At 35.7% G+C, this 26,887-nt stretch carries 4 protein-coding genes; all 4 read right to left on the reverse strand.

The window, feature by feature from the left end; all coding sequences use genetic code 11:
• Positions 1–94: 94 nt before the first annotated feature.
• The 4 genes from JEY78_RS00535 to JEY78_RS00550 all read right to left on the reverse strand — a co-directional run bounded on the left by JEY78_RS00535 (position 95) and on the right by JEY78_RS00550 (position 26,885).
• The gene (locus tag JEY78_RS00535) at positions 95–1,471 is read right to left on the reverse strand and encodes an aldehyde dehydrogenase (protein ID WP_291845948.1); all 1,377 of its coding nucleotides are present in this window, start codon (positions 1,469–1,471) and stop codon (positions 95–97) included.
• A 381-nt stretch (positions 1,472–1,852) separates the two neighbouring features.
• The gene (locus JEY78_RS00540) at positions 1,853–3,202 is read right to left on the reverse strand and encodes a thioredoxin-like domain-containing protein (protein WP_291845949.1); all 1,350 of its coding nucleotides are present in this window, start codon (positions 3,200–3,202) and stop codon (positions 1,853–1,855) included.
• A 501-nt stretch (positions 3,203–3,703) separates the two neighbouring features.
• Positions 3,704–4,663: a type IX secretion system membrane protein PorP/SprF gene (locus JEY78_RS00545; protein WP_291845951.1), complete on the reverse strand. Its 960-nt coding sequence runs from the start codon at positions 4,661–4,663 to the stop codon at positions 3,704–3,706.
• Positions 4,664–4,757: 94 nt separating this feature from the next.
• A complete protein-coding gene (locus JEY78_RS00550) occupies positions 4,758–26,885 on the reverse strand; it encodes an immunoglobulin domain-containing protein (RefSeq protein ID WP_291845952.1) in 22,128 nt (7,375 codons plus the stop codon).
• Between the last annotated feature and the right edge of the window lie 2 nt (positions 26,886–26,887).

The raw sequence follows: 26,887 nt of genomic DNA on the forward strand, positions 1-26,887 counted from the left end.
TTCCTTGTCAAGAATAATCATATTTTCCATAGTTTGCATTTTTCTAGTCATACACTCTAAACATTTTCATAGAAGGAAATGTGTTTAAAATTCCTTAAATTAATTTTTTAATTAACTTAAAATATTTAAACGGCACGTATTTCATTGGTAAATCAATCCAAGTTGGAGTAGTAACAACCGATCTTTTATTACTAAAAGCCAAAAAGCTATCTTTTCCATGATATTTTCCCATACCGCTATTTCCTACACCTCCAAAAGGTAATTTATGGTTGGTAATATGCATTAGTGTGTCATTTACACAGGCACCTCCAGATGTGGTTTTTGCTAAAATACGCTTTGCATTCTTGTTACTACCAAAATAGTAAAAGGCTAATGGCTTTTCATTTTTGTTGATATAAGTAATAGTTTCATCAATATGATTAAACGGCATAACAGGTAAAATAGGCCCGAATATTTCGTCTTGCATTATTAAAAAATCAGGATGAATATTATCTATAATAGTAGGTGCAATAAATTTTTCTTTTCTATCTATTTCACCTCCTGTATGTATTTCTCCTTCGTTTAATAAAGCTGCTAATCTATCCATTGCTGGCTCATTTATAATGCGAGGGTAAAAACGACTTTCTTTTATATTTTCGCCATACATTATTTTAAAGTTGAGGGCTATTTTATCTAATAGCTCATCTTTAATAGATTTGTGGGCAAAAAGATAATCTGGGGCTATACAGGTTTGACCTGCGTTAATAAGTTTTCCCCAAGCAATTCGTTTTGCTGCAATATTAATATTTGCATCTGCATCAACAATACAAGGGCTTTTCCCACCTAACTCAAGAATTACGGGTGTTAAGTTTTCTGCGGCGGCTTTCATTACAACTTTTCCTACTGACGGACTTCCAGTAAAGAAAATAATATCAAAACGCTGCTTAAATAAAATTGTATTTGTTTCTCTTCCACCTTGAACCACAAAAATATATTCGGAAGCAAAATTTTCAGAAATCATTTCTTCCATAACTTTTGCAATGTTTGATGCATTAGGCGATGGTTTTAATACACAACAACAACCAGAGGATATAGCGCCAACTAATGAATTAATAAGCAATTGAAAAGGATAGTTCCAAGGAGCAACAATTAAAGCAATACCCAGCGGTTCATAAATTATTTTACTATATGAAGGTAGCAGATGGAAGGGTGTTGACACTCTTTTTGTTTTAGCCCACGCTTTCAAGTGTTTTATGTGATTATTAATTTCACCGGTTACAATACTTATTTCAGTTAAATATGCTTCTTCGGGCGATTTGTGCAAATCTATCCATAAGGCATCTTCAATCTTTGTTTGATACTTTACAATAGCTTGTTTTAGCTTTTTGAGCTGTTTTATTCTAAAATTAATATTCTTTGTTTGATTTGTAGAGAAAAAAACTCTTTGACTCTCAATATATCTGATGATTATGTGTTCTGCTGTATCTATCATTGAAATATACTTTTAAGAAATAATTATTTTTGCAACCAGTAAAAATGATCCTTGGTTTTATAAATACCTGACACCTTAATAAAAAACCAAACAATTGTTTTGATTGATATAATTGTTTGTTCTAATTTAGTGAATCTGTATATATTTAATGGAGTTTTCTCTTCTTTTTTTATAATTTGATTATTATTCAAATACAAAAGTTATATGTATGTTTCTAAATGAACAAATGCTGCCTTTAATTAACCATACAAAATAATAATTATTCAAGGCTAGTTTTTGCAATTATTTTTATACCTGATTCGCCTTCCTTTAAACTATTGTCTTTTTATAGAAATTAAAGATAAATCTTTTTAAAAAGATTATTTAATCAATTATTTTAGGTTAATTATCTTTTAGTTTTTCAGATGAGATGGAATCAATATTTTTAATAATATCGATATATTTTTCAACAGCTACTTGTTTGGCAATTATTTTTTTATTAACATCTAGTAAATATAAGACGGGTGTTTGATGAACATTAAATAGTGTTTGAAAATCAACATCTTCTTGCGTGTAATTTCCGGTAACTGTATCGGAAGGGTATACATTTATCCAATCTTCCAAGTTTTCCTGTTTAATAATTTTTTTCCAATCTTCATTTAAATCTACATTTATATTTACTGCAAAAATTTTAATATTAATGGCTTTCCATAAATCATCATATATTTTTTTTATTTTCGGAATTTCTTTTAAACAATGCCCACAACTTGGATCCCAAAAAATTAAAACAATATAAGGTGCTTTTACGTCATATAGATCAATTCTTTCATCATGAATTGTTTTCATAAAAAGATTTCGAGAAATATTTCCAATTAAATTATCTTTCAAATCTCTTTGTATGTTTTTTAATGATAGTTTTTGAATTGTACTCATCCATGAATATTCTTGTTGTTGAAAGTACTTATTATAAATATTTATAAATATTCTATCTAACCCCATTATTTTTGGGTTTGCATAGGTATTCATAAAGTATAAACTTAAATAGGAAAACACATCATTTTCTCTAGAGCCTGTTTTATCTAAAATAGCAAAAATTTCTTTTGTTATTTCTTCATCAGTTTGAATTACAAATGAATTAAAATAGGTGTTTATTTTAGTTTCGAAGAATGGATTTCTTAGCAATCTAGAATCGCTAAAATCAATTCCTTTAAAATAGCTGTTTTTCACATAGTTCAAACTATCAATTCTATTTTTAAGAATACTTGGATTTTCAATGTTGTTAAAATAGGATTCTATAGGTTGTGACAGCTTAAATAAAAGTGAAATTACATTTTTAGGATCACGCTTTATGTAGTTATGTTTATAACTATCAATAGTGTTGTTTAGTTCCCTAATTTTACTTTTAATACTTTTTATGTCTTTTTCTGAAGTTGTTTGTTCTAATTGCTTTAACAATTCTTGTATTTGTTGGTTGTTTTGTTTTAGCAGTGCATTAAATTCAAAAAAGTTAGTGTTAGTTTCTGAATTGAGTATAATATTTTTTTCAGGATTAGTTAAGTTTAATGAAATTGAATATTGTTGATTTGTATCCATAATAAACTCTGTGACAATTTTTTTATCTTCATCAACTAACATATATATACCTTCAATGTATTTTTTTGTATTTTGAAACAAGAGTTGTCCACTATTTGTGGCTTGAGCAGAATCGAGTAAAGTAGTATATTTACCATAATAACCTGCTATATAATACATCTTATTTTTAAATGAAGGCGAGTTAAACCTTATAGAAACTTCAGGTTGTTTTTGTTGGGCAACTACGGACCACTGTAAACAAAAAAGGAAAAATAATATTTTATAAGTATGCATATTTTTAGGTATATATTCTTCTATATAATGGAGGCAAAACTTAAATTATAAGGCAACTAATTTTTTACAAAGATAAAAAATTAGCTATTTAACCATTAGAAGAAATAAATTTATTAAAACTACTGATAACTTGAAATAAAAAGATTAAACAAATTTTTTAAGACGTATGGTACATATTTTAAATTGTTGAATTTTGAGTTTTACTTCCTTAGGAGTTTAATAATATAAAGAAGTATGTAGTCTTTTTTTAAGACAACAAATATTTATAGATTCATCTATCTATAATTTAGTATCTTTTAATGTTCCAGAAATATAAAATTAATTCAGAATTTTTTTGTTTTAAATATTGACAATGCCTACTTAAAATAGGTTCTTGTAAATCTAATATTAATAAAAATTATAAAATCTACTATTATTTCTATTTCTAGACAGTCTTAAATCGTAAAAATCGAATAATATAAAAACTTCAAAATAATTATAAGGAACCCCTGTAAGTTGCTTACTATCAACTTCAAAGGAGTAGTTGCCGCCTATTTCAACTTGGTTCAAAAATATACTTGCAGATACGCCTAAAGTTGAAATACTTGCATTTTCATAATTATTAATATGCTGATTAATACCAATTGAAAAATTATCTATAACGGCCTCTTGGTAGAAATCTACTCTCGATTTTTTGGCTTGTTTAGTAGCGGAACCATATAAAAACAGAAAAGAATCTGCTGGTAAAAAACTTCTCCTAAAAGGGTTTAAATCAATTTCTAAACCACCTTGAACTGAGATTAATATTTCTTTATTATCACCCAATTCATCATTCAAGGATATGTTTGGTTTATTTAAATGTTTTAAGTTTAATCCGAAAAACATATTGCGACTATTGTGTACATGTGCTCCGGCACCCAAATCGAAATAACTTACGGAACTATTAGCATTTACGGGATCAATGGAAAATCCAGAAATATTGCCTGTTAACACATCTATTTGATCTTCAAATACAAGGGATGAAAAATCATATTTATTATTTCCATACCCTGCTGAAATTGAAGAATTTAATACCCAATCATAAGATAAATTAGTACTGTAAATATAATGCGCATTTACCTGAGTAGATGAATATCCTAATGTTGAAATTTGAAAACGATTTACATCTAAAGCCAATGAGAAGCTATAGTCTTCAAAAAAATTTGAGCCAAAGGCAAAACTATTTTCAATACTACTATTATTATTTAAAACTTTTTGAGTTCCATAAACTACGCCCGTATGAGGCTCCTTATCAAAACTATAAAAACTAGGGTTTACACTTCCTAATAATTTATTTTGATTTAAGGGTATATATTCCTGACCATACATTGTTATACTAATGCAGCAGAAAGTTAAAAGACTTAATATATGTTTTTTTACCATTATTGACTATCTATATTTAATAACTAAAGTTAATTGATAATTATTTTATGATTAAGAATCTGATATTTTTTTCAATCACCTTTTTATCTAGAGTTTTTGCTAAAATATAACACCTATAACTATCATTTTTAGGCTCTGAATTAAGTGGTTCAATACCATTCCAGCCCCATTCCTGGTCATTTTCAAGTGTTCTTGCATCATCAGACGTATATTCATAAACAAGGTTACCCCAATTATCATAAATGTACATTGAAATCTCACTTACACCTCTAAATATAGGTCTAAATAGATCATTTATACCATCATTATTTGGTGAAAAGGCCGTTGGTAATAATATGGAAGCTCCTTCACCAATTAGTACTGTTTTTGTTATTGATGTTGAACAACCTGAACTATTAAAAATAGTTAATGTTACGTCGTAAATACCATCATTTGTATAAGTATGGAAAACAGTTTCAATATTTTCACCGTTTGAATTAAAAGCTAAATCTTCAGGATTATAAAATACTCTTGAAGGCGTATTATCCCCAAAATCCCATAAGGCATAACTATATACAATTGGATTAGGGGTTCCTATAAAGGATAGGTTTGTAAATTCTATATTTTCTTTTACAGAATAATAACCATAAGCCTCAAAATCAAAGGACGTAAATTCAAAGTCAAGCATTTCTTCATCGACTGTTTTTGTGGAGATTATTTTCTCTACTGAGCAGTTTTGTGAATTGATAACTTTTAAGATACCATCCAATGTTTCAGTCTCATTAAAAGTAAGCTCATAAATATTATCACCTAAATACTCAGAGGAAATTATTTTGCTATTGTAATAGAAAGTTAAATTGGTATCTAAGGAGTTTATTTTTGCATAAACAATTCCAGATCCACTGCCACAAAGATTTTCATCAAAGCTTAAAGCCTCTATTGAAATTGATAGTTCACTGCTAATCGTAAATAAATAAGGTTCAGAAACACAACCACCACTGTCTGTAACAGATAATTGATATCTTCCAGCATTTAAGCCACAAATATTATAGTAATTATTGTAAGGAGGCGAAATTATTGACCATACCTGAGATTGTGGATTAAAAGATTCTAGCGTAAAACGAGTATAAATTCCTGTGCCTCCAGCAAAATCAAAGTTTGCACAAACATTATTACAGCTTGGAGCAGTCATACTTAATAAAGTAATTGACAAAGGAACTTTATTTTTAATAGTAAAAGTTTTTGTTGGCAATGGACAACCAATTGCATCTGTTCCGCTAAACGTATAGTCACCAGGGGCCAATCCTGTTATAGTGGCTTGGTTTTGTCTAAAAGTACCATCAGGTCCACCTGTCCAATTAATTGCATAAAAAGGAGTGCCGTTTGCATCAATAAATGGAATACCTCCAAAAATAGTGACACTTATTTCACCATCATTTCCAGTACAGCTAATTTGTTTAACTGTTCCATTTATAGTTGCTGGTGAAGAAATACTGATGGAGCCATTTTCAATAGCGCCACCACAACTATTATATTCAATGCCATACTCATAAATTCCAGACGCCGTTGGTGTACCACTTATGGTCAGTTTAAGACCCGTTGTTGTTGTAATTGAAGTGGCTGTGACTCCGCTTGGCAATCCAGTTACGCTTATAAGTGCAGGATTTGTGATATTTCCTATTATGTCATACACTATATCAATAATTGGAGTTGATATCGAGCAGACTGTTTGATTATCCGTATCAGTTGCTGAAGCGAGTTCAATACTTACTGCGGCATACAAGTTTGTGATGTTCACATCCAATTCGGCGCTACAAGAAGCATTCCCGACTGTTTTTATCTTGAAATTAAATGTGCCTGTATAAATTGGTGCCCCAGATAAGGTATATACTCCACTTGCATCTACCGTTGATGTGATAAACGCAGGCAATAAGCTTTCGTCTATTCCTGTTGCTGCACCACTTAATTTAAATTTAATAGCATCAATTGGGGCATTCTGACAAACACTTTGTGTAAGTGTTCCAGAATCTGCTTCAAGGGTAATTTCAGGCGTTGTTTCAACAGTTAATTTGAATGTTGTTTTTGCCAGGCCACAACCATTATTTACAGAAATCTCATAAACTGTTTCGTTTAAAATAGTTGTTGGCGTTCCTGAAATAATTAATTCACCATTTACTACCACATAATTAATTCCAGTTGGTAGAGCAGGAGTGATTATATTATTAGTAGTAGTGACATTTATAGGAATAGCATATCTCAATGGTTCAATAGGAGAACCTACACAATTCATTTGATTTATACTACCACTCACTAAATTAATAAAAGCATTCTTTTGAACAACAATACTTCCATCAAGTCTAACACTACAATTACTATCTGAAGTGATGCTATAATTATAAGTACCACTCAATGTTGGTTTACCATTTATAACAGCACTACCAGTTGCTGGATCTGCAATAAAAGTAACACCTGGAGGTAATACTCCATTTAATTGAAGTGTTTGTCCTGCATTTCCTTGATATTGAATTGGGTTTGTCAAAACTGTATTTACGCAAACAATTTCATTTTGATTACCCTGAGTACGTGATAACGTTCCTAGCGCTGTAATTGTAATTGTCCCTGTTGCTGTTGCACTTGCACAAATACCTTGAGTGGCAATGGTGTAAGTATAAACTGCAGCTAGATCATTTACAGTTCCAGAAATTGTTAGTACATTTCCAACAAGGTTCCAAATAATGCCAGATGGAAGACCTGTTATTGTGGCACCTGAAGCACCATTTTCTAATTGATATGTAATAGGCGCAATACTGTTGTTGACACATATTTCCTGATTGTCATTTCCTGCAGACAATAATGTGATGCTGTCATTTGGATTGATGGTAATTGTGCCTTTAAATGACGCATTGCAACCAGTAGCTAAACCAGAGGTTGTCACCGTATATTCAAAAGTGCCTGTCACCGTTGGGATGCCTGAAATTTTTAATACATTTCCAGCAAAAGAACTTGCTACACCAGAAGGCAATCCTTGTACAAATGCATTCATAGCATTACCAAGAATATCAAATTGAATATCGGTGATAGCACTACCTTCACAAACAGTTTGGAATATAGCTGCTCCCGGTTGAGGAGTAATGCCAGATTCAACCACTGTAACAGTAGCAGTTGTAGGTTCTAACAATGTTGGAGGACTGCAATATGCATCATTAGCGCTATCTTCAACATTTGTTAATTCAATAATATAAGTATCTGCTACATTTGTTGGTACTTTAATAATAAAACTATTACTATTGTTTCCAGTTACTACGGTATTTTCAATGCCGTTTATGGTATAGGTAAATGTATATGGTGCAGTACCATTAGTTGCTGTAAATGTAATTTCAGGTTCATCAGCATCTTTACATACGTCAAACACATTCACTCCTGTGATGCTTGCAGTAAGAGGTTGTTTTAAGATTACATTAAGTTCTGCAATATTTTCACAGCCACCTGCTACACTTCCTACTACATAAATAATATGATTTTCAGAAGGGGTATATGTATAAGTTTCGTTAGTACTCAATGGCGTAGTTGAAGAACCTCCTAAAGGATCTGAATTATACCATTTATAAGTATCTGCACCTGTTGCAGTTAACGTTATTTCACTTCCTATACAAACTTCAATTTCGGTTAAGCTACCTTCAATTTCTACAGTTGGTAAGGTATCAATTACTTCAATTATTCCTGATAATGGTGTTGCACACCCTGTTGATGCTTCAATGCTATAAGAGAACGTTCCACCTTCAGTTGGTATTCCAGAAATTATTCCTGTAGTACTATCAAATGTAACACCTGTTGGTAATGTACCCACTAAGATTAGTTCCGCAGGTGTGTTAATTATTGGTGTTCCTGGAGTATTAGAAATACTATATTTAATAGCTTCTATAGCGTTATCTATGCAAATAGTTTGTTCAGGTTCTCCCGAAACTAAAGTTATTTCACTTTCACTAACAGTAATTGTGCCTTCTTCAGGAATTTGATCACAATTAGTAGTTGTTGAAAATGGGTTAATTGCATATTTAAATTCACCTGCTACGGAAGGTGTACCTGAAATAGTAACTGTAGTTGCTGTAGTACTATAAGTAACACCTGCAGGTAGGTTTAATACCTCTACATTTGTTGCACTACCCTCTAAATTATAGGTAATTGCAGTAATTGGTGTGTTTATACATATAGCTTGTTCGTCCGTACCGGCAACAGCTAAGCTTAGTGTTCCTTTAGCATTTACTTCAATAGTTCCTGAAAATTCAGAATTACAACCTATTATGGAACTAGAAGTTTTAACAGTATAGTCAAACGTTCCTGATTCATTAGGTTTTCCTGAAATTGTTAAGGTTCCCGCTGTTTCATCGTAAGTTCCAATAACATCTCCTGGAAGTCCTTCAACAAAAGCATCGTCTGGTGCCCCTGAAATATCAAATACAATAGCTGTTATAGCTTCTCCTTCACAAACTGTTTGATTAACATTTATTAAGTTATTAGCTGCTGGCACAATACCTGCATCTAAAACAGTGATAAATGCTTGAGAAGGTTCTAAAATTTCGCCATTGTTACAACTACCTGAATCTTCTATACTAATTAAAGTAACTGTAAAGTTACCTGGTATAGAGGTTGGTAAATCTGGCACTAAAGTGGCATCAGTTCCTATTGAAGTTACTGTGCCTGTAATTGGCGTTGCCAATAATGTAGAGGCTATTTCATAGGTAAATATATAAGGTGCTGTACCATTTGCTCCTTCAAAAGTAATGGTAAGCGGTATAGCATCTTTACAAACTGTAAAGTCGTACGGTGCTTGAATAGTACCTGTTAATGCTGGTTTAACGGTTACTAGTATTTCAGCAGTAGCATCACAACCGTTACTTGTACCTATAACCGTATAAGTACTTGATATTATAGGCGTAAATGTATAAGTAGCTCCAGTATCACCTGAACCCCAAACATAGGTGTTTGCTCCAGTGGCAGTTAAGGTAACTGATTGACCTGCACAAACTTCAATTTCAGGTAAACCACCTTCAATTTCTACTATAGGCAGCTCATTAACAGTAATAGGATAATTAGCCGAAACATTTCCATCGCCACAAACATTAGAACCATAAACACTTATATTTCCTGAAACAGCAGTTGTATCGTAATCTACTGTTATACTATTTGTATTTGTACCTGAAACAATTGTAGCACCTGCTGGTAGTGTCCAATTATAAGATGTTGCATTCGTAATTATAGCTACAGTATATACATTTCCTGTTGAGCCTGCACATACTGGTGTAGGACCTGAAATAGCTAAAGCATCATTAGGTAACGGATTTACTGTAACAGTTCCTGATGCAGTTGCACTTTCACAGAACGGTGCATTTCGATCTGTAATAGAAACAGTATAAGTATACGTACCTGATGCTAGTGAGATAGGTGTGTCAAATGACGCTACATTCCCTGGTGTGAATGCGCCTGGAGTTACTGTCCAATTGTAATCATATACTCCTGTAGAGCCTAAGCCTGGTGAAGCCTTAATGGTGGCTATAGCTCCTTCACATATTGTTTCGTTAGTTACAGTTACTATTGGTAAGGCAACAGAGGTCACCACTACAGGTTTTATAATGAAACATCCGGTAGTAAGATCTTCGGCCTTGATATAATAGGTGCCTTCTGGCACATTGTTACTTGATAATTCGTTACTAGTAGTTGCATTAATACTTGTATGATATGTAAACGTTAAACCACTGTCTGATCCAGCTGTTACTGCAGGATCTGTTAAATCAGCAGTAGTTCCTTCGCAAATATTAGTTGGATTTGTAATAACTAAATTTGGTGTTGGGTAAACCGTAATTGTTATTGGTGCAATAGATAATACTTGTTCACAACCATTAAAATCAGTTACACCTATAAGTGTATAATTAAAGTTTCCTGCAGTATTTGTTGGCACTGAAACTGTTGCCGTATTTACAATTGAAGTAGCAGTTTGAGTACTACCCATTGCGTCAATATATTCAAAAATATACGGAGCAGTTCCTAATGTACCTTTAAACGTAATTGTTGCAGGTTCATTTAAACAAACAGAAGTTGTACCTAAAATAGTTGCTTCAGGTAACGGATTCACAGTTACTACGGCTGTTGCTATACTACTTTCACATGTTGGTATTAAAGTATTTGTTATTTTAACAGTGTAAATACCAGGTATATCAGTTGAAAAAGAAGCCACATTTCCTGGATTAGGTCCTGAAGGCCCTGTCCAAGTATAATTATAACTACCTGGTACGCCAGGTGTTGCTGTAAGAGTAGCTAAAGTTCCATCTGCACAAATAGTAGGACTGTTAACCGAAACTGTTGGTACAGGTGCAGTAGTTACAACCACCGGTTCAATAACTGTACAGCCATCAACGTTTTCAGCTTTTATATAATAGGTGCCTGCGGTTGCGGTATTGTAATTATAAAAAGGAAGTGTTCCTGCAGCATCTAGCCAATAGCTTAATTGTAATGGTTGAACTGTTGATCCAATTGTTATAGCAGGATTTTCTAAATCAGCGGTTTCATTTGCACAAATTGTAGGTGGATTCGTTATTACTAAAACAGGGAGATTTCTAACGTCAATTATTTTATCAATTATAGAAGTCGTTAAATCCGTACTGCATGCAGTTGGACTTGAATCTGTTATGCCAGTTAAAGTATATGTATGTGGTCCGACCACACTTGATGAGGTAACTAATTGAACACTATTGCCAGATGCACTTGTTGCGGTATAACCAGCTGTTCCATCAATTGCATATTCAAAAGTATATGGAGCAGTTCCATTTGAACCTGTAAACGTAATTAAATTATTAGTGCTATTTAAACACGTAGTGCCTCCACCAGAAATAGTGGCCGTAAGCGATGGTTTTACATTTACAATTATGGTTGTTGTATTTAAACATCCATTAGGTGTAGAAGGTAATATAAGTTTATAACTAACAGGAATTAATGTATTAGAACTGTTTGTTAATGTTTCACTTATTGGTGCAGGACTACCTGTGTTCCCAACTTCATTAATCCCTACAATTGAAGCTCTGCTCCAAGTAATTGCCCCGTTTGAAGGGTCATCACTAGTTGCTACATAAGAAAATGTGTCTCCTGAACAAATTGTAGTTATTGCTGTAGAACTTGTTAAGTGGTAGGTTGGGTTAACTATAACAGTAACAGTTTCTGTATTTGTACAACCATTAGGCGTAATTAAAGTATAAATATAGTCAACTGATACATCGCCGTTCGTTGTATTAAATAATGTTTCATTGATATTGCCATTGCCTAATCCTACACCATTTGAAATACCGGCTTTTATAGCTCTTGTCCAACTATAACTTACATTTGGAGTAACACTTGTAGGGACGTAAGTAAGTACAGTATTAGAACAAACATTAGTTGGTGTTAGAGTGCTAGATAATGTTGGTGGTGCAATAACTGTTATTGAAAGTGGAGGTGAAGCCAATCCAGTACCGCAAACATTTTTACCCTTAACGGTTAAAGTACCCGATGTTAAAGCAGTATAATTAATAGTTATTGAATTAGATAAAGTTGTACTTGTACTGCCATCAGGTAATGTCCATAAGTAAGAGGTAGCATTCGGTATTGAAGCAATGGAATACACATTTCCAGTGGAACCTTCACAAACAGTTTCAGGCCCTGTTATCACGGTTCCTGTAGATGGAGTTGGGTTTACAACAATATCAATTGTTTTCGTATCTGTACATCCAAACCCTGTTGTAGGTAACGTAATATAATAAGTTACTGTTACGGGGCTTACCGTGTTATTCGTTAATATTCCATCACTTATAACATCTATACCAGCTGTACCACTACCATTAGCACCCGATTCATTAATTGCGCCAATGGTATATCTTATCCAAGAATAGGTCCCTGCGGTATCGCTTGTTGGAATATAGGTGTTAAATATATCCCCCGAGCAAATTGCAGCTGGTTGAGTACTTGTTAACTGTGGTAATGGATTTGCAATAACAGTTACTGGTTCAATAGTGAAACAGCCAGTAATACTATTTGTAGCTTTTATATAATAGGTACCTGCAGTTACCGCAGTAAAATTAGTTACGGCAGCAGTATTCGCTGCAGCATCGTTCCAATAGGTTACCGTGTTTGTTACTGCCGTACTTACAGCAGCGGATAAATTAGCCGTTTGTCCTGCACAAATAACTAAAGGATTTGTGATTGCTACTGTAGGGGGTGCAACAATATTTATGGTTGCACTTCCAGTTTGCAGTTGAGAACACATGGTTGCACTTGATTCAGATACGCTGATTAATTGATAGTTAAATGATCCTGAAACAGTTGTAACCACAGGCAAAGTAACTGTATTACTTGTTGATGTTGTGCTTATGGTTTGTGTCGCTCCACCATTAATGTTATAATCAAAAGTATATGGCGGTATACCATTAACTCCTGTAAATGTAACAACGGCTGTTCCGTTTTCACAAACAGTTGCAGGCACAGCAATAGTTGCTGTTGGTAACGGATTAACGGTTACCGTACCTGTTGCAGGTAAGCTGGTACAATTAGGAGCTGTTGTATCTGTAATTTCAACAGTATAATTACCGGCAATTGCCGTTGAAAATGAAGCAACATTACCAGGATTTATAGCTGTCGCAGGTATGGATGTCCAAGTATAACTATAAGTACCTAATGAGGTAGGTGTAGCTGTAATAGTTGCTAAAGTTCCATCTGCACAAATGGTTGGTGGATTATTTACCGTAACAGTTGGCAATGCTTGTTCTGTAACTACTACTGGTTTAATAGTGAAACAGCCAGTAATACTATTTGTAGCTTTTATATAATAGGTACCTGCAGTTACAGCAGTAAAATTGGTTAATGGTGTAACGTTAGCTGCAGCATCGTTCCAATAGGTTACCGTGTTTGTTACTGCCGTACTTACAGCAGCGGATAAATTAGCCGTTTGTCCTGCACAAATAACTAAAGGATTTGTGATTGCTACTGTAGGGGGTGCAACAATATTTATGGTTGCACTTCCAGTTTGCAGTTGAGAACACATGGTTGCACTTGATTCAGATACGCTGATTAATTGATAGTTAAATGATCCTGAAACAGTTGTAACCACAGGCAAAGTAACTGTATTACTTGTTGATGTTGTGCTTATGGTTTGTGTCGCTCCACCATTAATGTTATAATCAAAAGTATATGGCGGTATACCATTAACTCCTGTAAATGTAACAACGGCTGTTCCGTTTTCACAAACAGTTGCAGGCACAGCAATAGTTGCTGTTGGTAACGGATTTACAGTTACCGTACCTGTTGCAGGTAAGCTGGTACAATTTGGTGCGGCTGTATCAGTAATTTCAACCGTATAATTTCCAGCAATAGCCGTTGTAAATGAAGCAACATTACCCGGATTTATAGCAGTCGCAGGTATGGATGTCCAATTATAGCTATAAGTACCTAATGAAGTAGGTGTTGCCATAATGTTAGTAATAGCACCTTCACAAATGGTTTCGCTATTTACCGTTACAATAGGTAAGGTTTGTGCCGTAACCACTACTGGTACAATAGTAAAACAACCAGTTGTATTTGTCGCTTTTATATAGTAAGTACCTGCTGAAACAGCTGTTGGATTGGTTAATGATGTGGTTGCCGCAGCATCAGTCCAATAGGTTACAGTATTTGTAACTGCTGTACTTACAGCAGCTGATAAATCAGCCGTTTGCCCTGCACAAATAACTAATGGATTTGTGATTGTTACTACTACTGGAGCAATTACAGTGATAGATAAAGTTACCGAAGGGCCATCGTCACAAGCGTTTCTTCCAAATACAGTTAAATTACCTGTAACATCTGTTAACAGATAATTTATGCTTAGTGTATTTGTAGTAGTTGATTGTGAAGAACCATTAGGCAAGGTCCATTCATAACTAGTTGCATTGTCAATAGAATCTACTGTATAAACATTTCCTGTTGAACCTGCACAAACAGTTGTTGGTCCTGCTAAGTTTGCAGCAGCTGAAGGTGTAGGTGTAACATCTACAGAAACAGTTACGGTGTTTGTACAACCATTGATGGTTGTAGGTAGGGTTAATTCGTAAGCAACTGTAATTACTGCATTGGTTGTATTTGTTAATATTTCATTAATAGGTGTAGCATTCCCTGTAGAGCCAGTTGGTGTAATACCAGAAGTTGTAATTCTACTCCAAGTAATGATACCTGTAGGGTTACTTGTTGGTGTATAATTAATGCTTGTTCCTGAACAAATGGTTGTTACAGCTGGTGTATTTGTAAGTAGGCCGGCTGGATATATAGCTACGGAAACATACTCTGTTGAAATACATCCTGTAGGAGAAGTTAAAGTAACGGTATAGGTTGCTGTTTGTACCACATTAGTGGAATTAACAAGCGTTTCTGTAATAGTGCTGCCAGTTCCAGAAGCAGTATTATCTATGCCACTTTGTAAGTATCTGTCCCAAGTAAATGTAACTCCAGCACTGCTAGTTAGTGTATGAGTAAATAGATCTCCCGAACAAATTGGCGTAGTGGTCGTATTCGTAAGTGTTGGTGGTGCAATAACAGTAATAGGTAGTGAGGACACTACGCCATTACCACAAGAATTTACACCTTGTACCGTAATATTTCCTGAAACAGCAGAAAGTCCAAAATCAACAGTGATTGTATTTGTAATACTGCTTCCTGTTGCACCCGTTGGTAATGTCCAAATATACGATGTAGCACCAGGTATTGGAGTTGCAGTATATACAATGCCTGTTGCTCCTGCACAAACAGGTGTTAATCCACTAATTGTAGTGGCTGCCGGTACAGGCAATACTGTAATTGCTAATGTTGAAAATGGACCATTACCACAAGAGTTGGTTGCATATACAGACACATTTCCAGATACTGAATTTGCTCCATAATCTACTGTAATTATGTTGGTATTTATTCCTGAAACAATGGTTGCACCTGTTGGCACTGTCCAATTATATGTTGTAACACTCGGATTGGTGGCAACTTGGTACATAACATTTGTAGTACCAGCACAAAGTGTTGTTCCAACGCTTGAAGTAATAGCTCCTAAGTTTGGCGCAGCACAATTGATGGTTAAGGTAACAATATCTGAAATTGTAGAGGTATTACAAGCACCAACACCTGTTGCAGTTAATGTTAAATCTTCAGTAGATGGACAGCTATTGCTTAAAGATTGGTAAGTAGGTGGTGTTCCATTGCCAAATGTTCCTGAACCACTTGTGCTCCATACTTTTGAGCTTGCATTGGTTACACTTGAATTATTAATGGTAAAAGCATTAATTGGGTTACCTGCAATGTAACAAACTTCACCGTTATCACCAGCTTCTACTGTTGGTAATGGTTGAATAGTAATAGTGATATCTGCAGTAATAGCTGCTGAACAGCCATTAATTGGTGTTAGTAAAGCTCTAGCTACTGTGGTTTGTGTTGTTATAATGGATGAAGGTAAACCTGTAGTAAAGGTTGGTGTTGCCGTAGAAGCACCACTTGTAATACTTCCAGGGCCACTAAAAATACTCCAGCTTATGGTATTATAATTGGCTGCTACACTATTAAGAACCACACTAGGTGTATTTACACAAATATCAACGGTACTGGTTGTAATAGCAATTGAAGGATTACGTGTAATGTCTAACCTCATAACGCTTGTAGCAATAGCACAAGTTGAATCTCCTGTTCCTGTTAATGTAAGATATACGAAGCCTCTATTAATGTCATCTGCACTAGGTGTATAGGTGGCGTTTAAAGCACTTGTAGAAGTATTAAACGTACCTCCAATATAAGTAGGGTTGGAGGTTCCATTACTATTTTCTGAACTTGTCCAACTTACAGAAGTACTATTAGTGGCTGTTGCATTTGATAACGTATACGTGCTTCCTTCACAAATTGTTGCTGGAACGCCTGCAAATACACCAACTCCTGGAGTGATGTTTAATCTCATTACATCAGTAAAACTACCGCAAGAATTTGTAGCGGTTACAAATAGATATACAAAACCTCTTGAAATATCATTTGTACTTGGAGTATATGTGGCTTTAGGATCATTAGGTATTATAGAAAAAACACCGTCAGAAGTAGCAATACCAGCACTAGAAATATAGCTTTCCCATGAAATACTGGAATAATGAGTTGCTGTTGCATTTACTAAATTATAAGGAGTTCCGGCACAAACCGTTGCATCTGCACCTGCATAAGCGGTTGGTTGTGGCGTTAGTGTGAGCGTTACCGTAGCAGTAGTTTCACCTAAGCATGGAGGCGGGTTTGCTGCACGCAATGTAAACGTAATAATTCCAGTTTCATTGGCGCCCGGTGTGTACGTTGGTGTTAAGGTATTTGCACCTGCGGTAATAGTTCCTGCGCCGTCTTCTGTCCATGTAAATGTAGTTGAAGGACTTACAGAAGCTCCAAAATTTAAAAGAATAGGAGAGGCTGTTTCGCATTTAGTTATTGGATTTAAAGTGCCAATAGTAACTTTTGGTGCTAAATTTACTTTTATGGTTTCAATAGCATTTGTTGAACACTTATTTAATGGAAATGCGGTAACTTCTAAAAGCATAAATCCATTGGCTAGTTCAGCTATTGTTGGACTTAATGTTGGTGTTTCAGTGGTAGCATTTGCTGGTGATGAAACTGGTGACACAGCGGTTACATTTACCCAAGAAATGCTACTTGCATTGTTTACTGTTATTACGTCTGGCAATGTAAATGATTCACCGCACAATGTAATTTCTGTAGTACTAGCAACAATTGTTGGATTTTTTTCAACAGTTAATTGCATGGAGTCTTTAAATACAGATGCCGTAGGTAAGCAAGCGGTATTTGGCTCAACCGTCATTGTTATGGTAATAATCCCTGAATCTGCAGGGTTTAAAATGTATGTAGGGTTTAATAAACCACCTGAACCTGTATAATCAAATGTTCCGTTTGCTATTCCATCATCCCAAGTTATTGAACTATAATTTGTTGCTGTAGCTCCTATTAAAGCATAGGTTGCTCCTTCACAAATGGACGCATTTGTCCCTGCAAATACTTTCGGATTTGCAAACAGTGTAATTTCCATAAAATCTTGTACAGTTCCACAAGTCCCTGTTCCTGTAGCTTCCAAGGAAATTTGAACAACAGTACTACCTGAAGGATTGATAAAATCTCCTGCGCCAGGAATATAATTTACCTTTAAAGGATCTGCAGTGGTTTGTATAGAACCAGCACCAGTGTGTGTCCAAGTATAGGTTCCACCATTACTAGCAGTACCAGTTATTGGAATGGAAGTAACGCCTTCACAAGCGGTGATAGGTGCACCAGCATCCACTATTGGCAATGGATTTATAGTGATAGTAACAGAATCAGTTTTTGGAGTTGGACAATTGCTTGTTCCGTTAGCAGTTAATGTTAAAGTAACCGTGCCAGATGCTCCGGCATTCGGAATGATTTCTGGGTTCCATGTATTTGCTGTTCCTGCTACAATAGTGGCAGGGCCCACAATAGACCAGCTAAACACACCATTTCCGTTCAAGATACTTGCTCCTAAAATGGTAAATGTTTCATCTTCACAAATAGTGCCTCCAATTCCTGCTTCTACAATAAGTGCAGGTTCAATAGTAACGGAGATGCTTGATGAAGCATCTGAACAAGACGCATCTGTGGCGTGCGCTGTTAGTATTAAATTTACAGTTCCTGTTTGTCCGGCTGCAGGAGTATACACTGTAGCCGCTGTGGTTGTTGAGGTTGCTGGAGAAAAAGTACCTAAGCCATTTGAAGAAGACCAAGAAACTGAACTGTAGTTTGTAGCGGTTACTTCTGAAGCTAAAATTGTTAATGGTGTTCCTTGACAAATAGTTTTTGTGGCTGGTACAGCAACAAACGGACTAGGAACAATGGTAATTATTTTTGTTGCAACTGCATTGTTTGAAGCTCCACAAGAAGTTTTTGCAAGGGCTGTTAGCGTTAATGTAACATCACCTGTTAGTCCCACACTTGGTGTAAATGTAGGTGTTAAGGTAGTTGCACCTGCTGTAATAGAACCACCGCCAGATACCGTCCATAATAAATTGGCATAATTTTGCGCTGTTGCTTCTGATGCCGCTAAGGTATATGGTAATCCTTCACAAATAGTCACAGGTCCTCCTGCATTTGCTGTAGGTTTTTTAACTATGGTTACTAAAATAGTATCCGTAATTTCAGGGCAATTGGTAGCACTTACCGCGTGTAAAGTAAGCGTAACAGTTCCTGTCGCTATGTCTAATGCACTAGGCGTATAGCTTGTAGTTGCTATAGTTGGTGTTGAAAATTGTGTGTCCGTTGCTGAAGAACTTGTGGTCCAATATACACTTGAGCTGTTAGTAGCTGAACCAACTAAATTCACAATTCCGTCTTCACAAATAGATTGAGGCAACCCTGCATCTACCACTTGCACTGGTGATAAAGTAAGGATAATTTCATCAAAAACAGGACCTGTACATGGAGTTATTGGTTGCGCTGTAACTCTTAATACAATTGGCACATTTGCAGCAATTTCTGCAGCACTTGGCGTATAGACAGGATTTTGAATGCTGTTATTACTAAAAGTACCTGGTGTTCCACTTTGTGATGTCCATAAAAGGTTGCTATTATTAGTAGCAGTTACACCCGTAATTACAAAAGGTGCACTAGCACAGTTTGTTCTATTTACCACGCCTACAGCTACAGTTGGTAGCGGAATAATATTTACAGTTTGTTGTTTTACAGCAGTGCCACAAGAAGTAGCGCCTGTTGCAGTTACTTGTATTGTAAAAGAACCACTTAAAATATCATTAGCTCCTGGTGTATAAATTGCATTTAGAGAATTTGCATTTGTAAATGCACCATCTGAAGCACCTACAGGTTCCCATAGATAGGTACTTGCATCAGTGGCAGTTGCAACGGCATTATACGTTGTTCCTTCACAAATAGGAGTTGTTAAACTTGTAATAGTAACCGTTGGTGCATCATCGATAGAGATTACAATTTCATCAAAATCAGTTAAAGCACATATTGCATCACTGGTGGCTGTTAAACGTAAAATCACAGAGCCATTTGCTATATCAGCACCCGTAAACGTATAGGTTGAAGTTGTACTTGTAGGATTACTAAATGTTGCAGAAGATGATGAACTTGTCCACAAATAACTTATACTTGGCGAAGTATTTGTAACATTTGCGGATAAGTTATAGGAAGTTTGAGTACTACAAATAGTCGTCGCATTTAAAGGTAATTTAACTATAGGAGTACTAATTTTGTTTAAGGTAAATTCTTCAAAAACTACTTGGTCACAAGGCGCATTTCCAGTAACACTCACTCTAATAACAACCACATCACTATCACTAGCAGGGATATAACTAGGGTTTGCTATGTTTGCCACTGAAATTGTTCCTGTTCCTGAAATAATTGACCAATTATAGGTTGCCGGGTTATGGTTTGTAAAAATAGCAGTTAAAGCTTTGTTTGTTCCTTCACAGAAAGTATAATTTGCTTGGGTAGCATCAATAGTTGCTGCAGGAGCAATATTTACTCTAATGGTTTCGCTAACGGTATTTGCTGAACACGCTCCTTTTGGAGTCACTGTAATCGTTAAATCTGAATATCCATTTCCAATATCTGTAAGACTAGGCGTAAAGATAGGCTCTAAATCTAATGTACTTCCTTGTAAAATAGTTCCTGGAGAAGTAGCTGCCCAAACTACGTTAGCTACAGAACTCATATTTGTAATAACAATTTGTCCTGGCTGTACTCGATAAGTAGCATCTTCACAAATCTCCACAGTAGTTGGATTAACCGTTACTACAGGATTTTTTAGAATGGTATAGGTTACTGTACTTACTGCATTTGTAGCACATGGTGCTGTTGCAGTTCCTGTTAACGTTAAGGTAACAGATCCGTTTGCTATTTCTGTAGCTGTTGGTTGATAGGTTGTAACTAAATTTGTGGATGAAGTAATAAATGTACCACTACCAGTCCACTGTAGGTTTCCTAAAGCGGCAGCATTTGCAGTTGCACTTGAAGTTGTGATGGTTGAACCTTCACAAATAGGTGTTCCTGTTCCTGCATTAACAATTGGATTATTTATAATTGGTATGATTACAGTTTCGGTAAAAGGGCCTTCTGTTGCACAATTTGTAGTTGGAGTTGCCTCAATAGTTAATTCAATATATCCATTAGTAATATCAGTAGCACTTGGTGTTACGGTTGGGTTTAACGATGTTGGATTGTTAATTGTGGTCCCTGTAGTTGATGTATAAACAAAACTAAGCGCATTGGTAACTGTTGTTCCTAATACCTGTACATTGGTGGCGTCTTCACAAATAGGGGCTTGGTTAGCCACATTAATAACTGGTAATTTTGCAATATTAAAAGTCATTGTTTTTACAAAAGGTACTGCACAAGGGCTTGTAGGATTCACTGTCAATGTTAGGGCTACGATACCAGTTGAAATATCAGAACCTAAAGGGATATATGTTGGGTTAACAACGTTATTTATACCACCTAAAAATGAACCAGCACCTGCCGTAGTCCATACAATATTACTATATGTTCCTGGTGTAGCTGAAACATTATTAATTTGAAATGGTGTTTCGCATCTGTTTAAATCTGGTGTAGCAGTAACAATTGGTTCAGAGATAAAGTCTAAAATAATGGTTTCAGGTTGTGGAGCTAAACAAGGCGCTACAGGATTTACAGTTAAAGTTAAAGTAACTTGCCCCGAAGCAATATCGGCCGCCGTTGGCGTATATATTGGGTTTAAAGGATCCCCAGAAGACGTAAAAGTTCCTGTACCTGTAGATGTCCAATTAGCTAATGTTACAGCAGTATAACTATTAGTAATACTCGTTCCACTTATTGGATATGACGTGCTACTTTCACAAATAGCATCTGTACCAGTGGTTGTGATTACCGGTAATGCTTCTATGTTAAGAATAATCGTATCTTCAGCTGTTTCACCACAAACAGGATCTCCCGTTGCTGTTAAGCGTAAGGTTACAAAACCTATAGCTATATCTGCAGTTGATGGCGTATAAGCCGCATTGTTTAATGAATTCTGTGTCCCATTCCAACTACCACTACCATCAGATGTCCAAACAACTAGATTATTAAATTGTGCTGTGGCATCATTTGTTGGATAATAACTATCTTCACAAATGGTTGCATTTGCAGGGCCAGCATCTACAATAGGCTCTTTTACAAAGTTAAGAATAACTGTATTAGTTGTGCTGGAATTACAATTTAGAGGGTTTCTAGCTGCTTCTAATGTTAAAATTACAGAGCCAGTAGCTACATCTGCTGTTGATGGATTGTAAAATAGTGCATCGACAGTATTAAGTGGTGTTGATGATGGACTAAATGTCCCAGAACCTGAGGTTGTCCATTGAAGTGTGTCATAGTCATTTGCAGATACTCCTATAATTTCAAAAGGTGTAGTTTCAGTGCATACTGGTAATGCCGTATTAATAACATTAATACTTGGTATTTTATTAATAGTTAATGTCATTTGGTCAACGGCATCATTAAAACAAGGTGCATTTACATTACTTGCGGTAAGAGTTAATACAACTGAGCCATTGTTATTATCCGAAGTGCTTGGGGTATAAGTCGGTGTTAAGGTGTTACCTCCTGTAAAGCTACCAGAACCTGAAGTTGACCAAAGTAGACCCGTTGAACCTCCAGTACCTGCATAATCTGTTGCGGCGGCTGTATTAATAGTAAAGGGATCGCCTTCGCAAATATTAGCATTATTTCCTGCATCTGCAGTTGGGTTAGCAACAATAACTAATTGTGTAATATTGCTTACAGGAGTTGCGCAAGGACCAATTGGGTCAGCGGTTAATATAAAGGTTATTGTGCCGGTTTCTGAACTATTTGAAATATATTCCGGATTTAATGTTGTAGTTCCAATAAATGTTCCACTACCACTGCTTCTGGTCCATAGTACTGATGAAGAATTTGGTGCAGAACCATTTAAAATCTGTGACTGACCTTGGCAAATTTCATAAGGACCTCCAATATTTACTGTTGGATTTTTCTGAATAGTTAATTTCATAGTATCAGAAACTGGTGTACAACCAGGTTGAGAGACTTCTACTGTAAAGGTTATTGAACCTAAATTTATATCGTTTGGGCTTAACGTATATACAGGGTTTTGATCATTAATATTATCAAATGAACCTGTACCTGCTCCTTTATTCCAAGTAATTAGTGATGCATTTGTTACAAAAGATTGAAGTTGATAAGAAGGTTGTGTTTCACAAATAGTTGCATCACCTCCTGCTATTACTGTTGGTGTTGCATTAATAGTATAAATTACACTATCACTAGCTGGTGTTCCACAAGGGTTTATTGGGGCTACAGTTACTGTAAACGTAACCGCTGTATTTAAATCGGTTGCAGCAGGAATATAAATAGGGCTAATAGCTGTAGGATTTACAAAACTACCGTTCCCATTAGATGTCCACATTATAGTACCAGGGTTTAGAAGTGTTACAGGAACTATATTGAATGGATTTATAGGGCTTCCGCAAACTAAAACATCTGCGCCTAAATTTACTACTGGGTTTTTTTCAATGTTTAAAACAATACTACTAGGTACACTTGCGCAAGGTGAGTTTCCTACTGCAGTTAATGTTAAAGTTACTGTGCCGTTTACTTTATCTTGAGGTCCTGGCGTGTATGTTGTGCTTAAATTGCTTGGATTTCCAAATGTTCCATCACCTCCATTATTGCTCCAGCTAACTGATACTGTATTTACATCTTTAGTTGCTAAATTTGTTGTGTAAAACCCATCTTCACAAATTGTTGTTACTGAAGGCCCTGCACTAATAATAGGTGGTGGTACTATATCTACCTGCACGGTAGCTGGTGCGCTTGGAACACATGAACTCCCAGATGTTGTAATTAATGTAAAGGTTACTGGGCTTAATGTTGCAGCATTAAAAACATCAGCAGCACTTGGTGTATAAGTTGGAGTTGCAGTATTCGCGCCTGATAAAGTACCAGTAATACCAATTGGTTTGGTCCATGTATATGTTGTTGCAAATTGTGAAGCACTACCATTTAAAGGGATTGGATTGGTGCCACAAGTAGTTCCGCCTGTTCCAGCATCTGCAATAGATTGGCGATCAATATTTACTACTATTTCTTTAAAATCATCAACTCCACAGGTATTGGTAACTGTAAGTCTAACCGTTGCAGAACCTGTTGCAATTCCTGTGGCACTTGGTGTAAAGTCCGCACCATTAGCAGTTATATTTACAAGTGATCCAGCGTTAGCTGGTATTACTTCCCATTTAAAAGCATTATAATTATTTACAATAGAAGCACCGATAAAATGATTTAATGCTGTTTCACAAATAGCTATGGACGGACTTCCAGCTATTGAAATAATTGGATTTGGCTCAACGGTAATGGTAACGCTATTGGATGCTGAGCAACCTAAATTAGTTTCAGTAAGTGTATACGTTGTGGTTACCGTAGGTGATACCGTTGGGTTTGAATTGGGGAAACTAAACCCTGCAGGAATACTTGACCATCCATAAGTTGAACCTGGTATAGCAGTTGCTCCTATAGCAATACTATTTCCTTCACAGATGCTGGTAGGTAAAATAACTGCAGCAGCAGGAAGTGGTATCATATTAATATTAAATGAAGCTGTTGAGATACATCCAGTTGCGGTATCTGTTAATGTTAACGTATAAGTTTCATCATTATAAACGATGAATGTAAATTGTGAAGTTCCATTTAAAACGGTTCCAACTGAATTGCTCCATGAGTAGGCATAAGTAGTTGGTGAAGTACCTGGGGGCACACCAACAGTTACAGTTTCTCCAAAACATTTATTATCAGACGTTAAATTTGTTGGTAATGCAGGTAATTGGTTTACAGTGACTGTAAAGTCAGGAGCCGAATATACAGTACTACATATACTGTTTTGTACCGCAACTCTAAATAAGGTAGTTTGTGTTAAATTTGTTGCTGTATAATTAGGAGTAATAGCATTTGTAATTGGAGTCCAACTGCCACTTGGTATTTTAGATTCCCATTGAAAAGATGTACCAGTGTATCCCGTAAGAGATAAGTTAATAGTTCCACCGGCACAAAAGGTCGTAGGATCTGCTGAAGTTATAGTACCACCAACACTCTGAGGAATAACTTCCATAAAAGCTGGAGCAGAATAATTTGTAGAAGTACCACTTACAACTACCGCTCTAAAATAAAGCGAACCTGTTAAATTTGTTACCGTTAGTGAAGGGCTAGCAGAAAGAGGAATATCAATAACTGAAGAAGAAAAATCACTAACAGGTGAAGATTGCCATTTTGAAACAATTCCTGTATATGAAGATAAAGTTAAGAGTGTAGAGTTTGTTCCAGAGCAAACAGTAGTTCCACTTGATACAGTTCCTCCAACTGAATTTGGAAAAACATTAACTAGAACTGAAGCTCTTGCGCTTTCACAACCGTTTAATACTTGAGAAACATAGTAAGTGCCAGTTATTAAATTAGTTGCGTTTGTTAAAGGAATACCTCCAGTAGCAGAAGTATACCAATTAAATGTTGCTAAAACATCACCCGTTGCAACTAAATCTCCCACAGTTGGCGTACCACCTGTAAATGATTGTGCTGTTGCCGTTGGAACAGCCGGTGTGGCTGGTTGAGGATCAATAGTTATAGTTGAAGAAGCTGCAGAAATACAGCCATTTATATCTTCTACAGTATACGTGTAAGTGCCTGTAATTAAACCTGAAATTGTTATAGATGCAGCACTGCCAGTAGTAGTTACACCACCTGGAGATCTTGTTAATGTCCAAGGAGTGGCAGTAGGTAATCCATTTAAGGTAACGCTACCAGTTGCCAATGAACAGGTGGGTTGTACAGTTGTTCCAAGAATAGGTGCAGTAATTGTTGGTTGAGGAAATATAATAACATTTGTAGATTCCACCGAAGAACAATTCCCGTTTGAAACTGTAAATGTATAATTACCAGGTATTAAGCCAGATATTGGAAATGTACTCCCGCTATTTGTAGTTGTATTTTGAAGCACGCCACTTTTTAACACACTAATTGTCCAACCTCCTATAGAAGGTAAGCCACTTAAATCTACACTCCCAGTAGCTAGCGTACAAGTAGGTTGTGTTGTGTTATTAACAGTTGGCGCTGTTGGTATGATCGGCTGTGCATTTACGGTGGCATCTAATGTCGGTAATGATGTACAACCATTATGTGTTAATGTATAGTTATACGTTCCTGGAGCAACTCCTGTTAAGGTATAGGTTGCAGTATTGCCATTAATAGGAATAGGTAATGTGTTAATAGTCCAGTTACCACCCGTAGTAGGAAGTCCTGAAAAATTAATGCTCCCTGTTGCTACGCTGCACGTAGGTTGGATTACAGTTGTTGTAGGTGTAGTTGGTAAAGCATTAACCGTAATGGTTACTGCATCTGTGTTCTTACAACCATTAGCATCAGTACCAGTAACTGTGTATGTTGTTGTAGTTGTTGCTATAAAAGCAGTATTATCAAGAATACCATTATCCCATAAGTAAGATGTTGCACCACTACCTGCTAATGTAATTGATGTACCCTCACATACAGTTTGAGGTGATCCTGCCAAAACAGTAGGTAATGCGTTTACAATAATAGTTGCAGGATTTGAGAGTAAAGTAACCGAATCAGAAGTGTCTGTAACCAAACAAGTATAACTTCCAGCATCAGAACCTTGAGATGGATTTATAACCAAAGTTGGTAATGTGCTCCCTGTTATAAAAACGTTATCTGATAAATCAACTCCATTTTTTTTCCATTGATAAGTTAATGTTCCAATACCTGTTGCGCTTATAGAAAGTGAAATTTGACTCCCTTCACAAACTGTTTGGCTTGCAATGGGTTGAATACTTATGGAAGGAGCGAACAGTGACCCATTTAAATTTCCTTTATCTACTTTAGTAGTTATAAAACCGCCACCAGTATCATTAATAATTGTAATTGTACCCGCATCACCTAGTATAGGATTCCCTATATGAGTAGCTCCGCTATGAAGTGTTGCTAAATTTTTACTGTATGTACCTGTAAACGAGGTAAAAGTAGTTAAAAGTACTATTAATAAATAGGTATAACTTCTTCTGGAGTGGTTAGGGGCTTTAGTCATGA

Origin of the sequence: Lutibacter sp., assembly GCF_016342705.1 — a bacterium.
Lineage (GTDB): Bacteria > Bacteroidota > Bacteroidia > Flavobacteriales > Flavobacteriaceae > Lutibacter.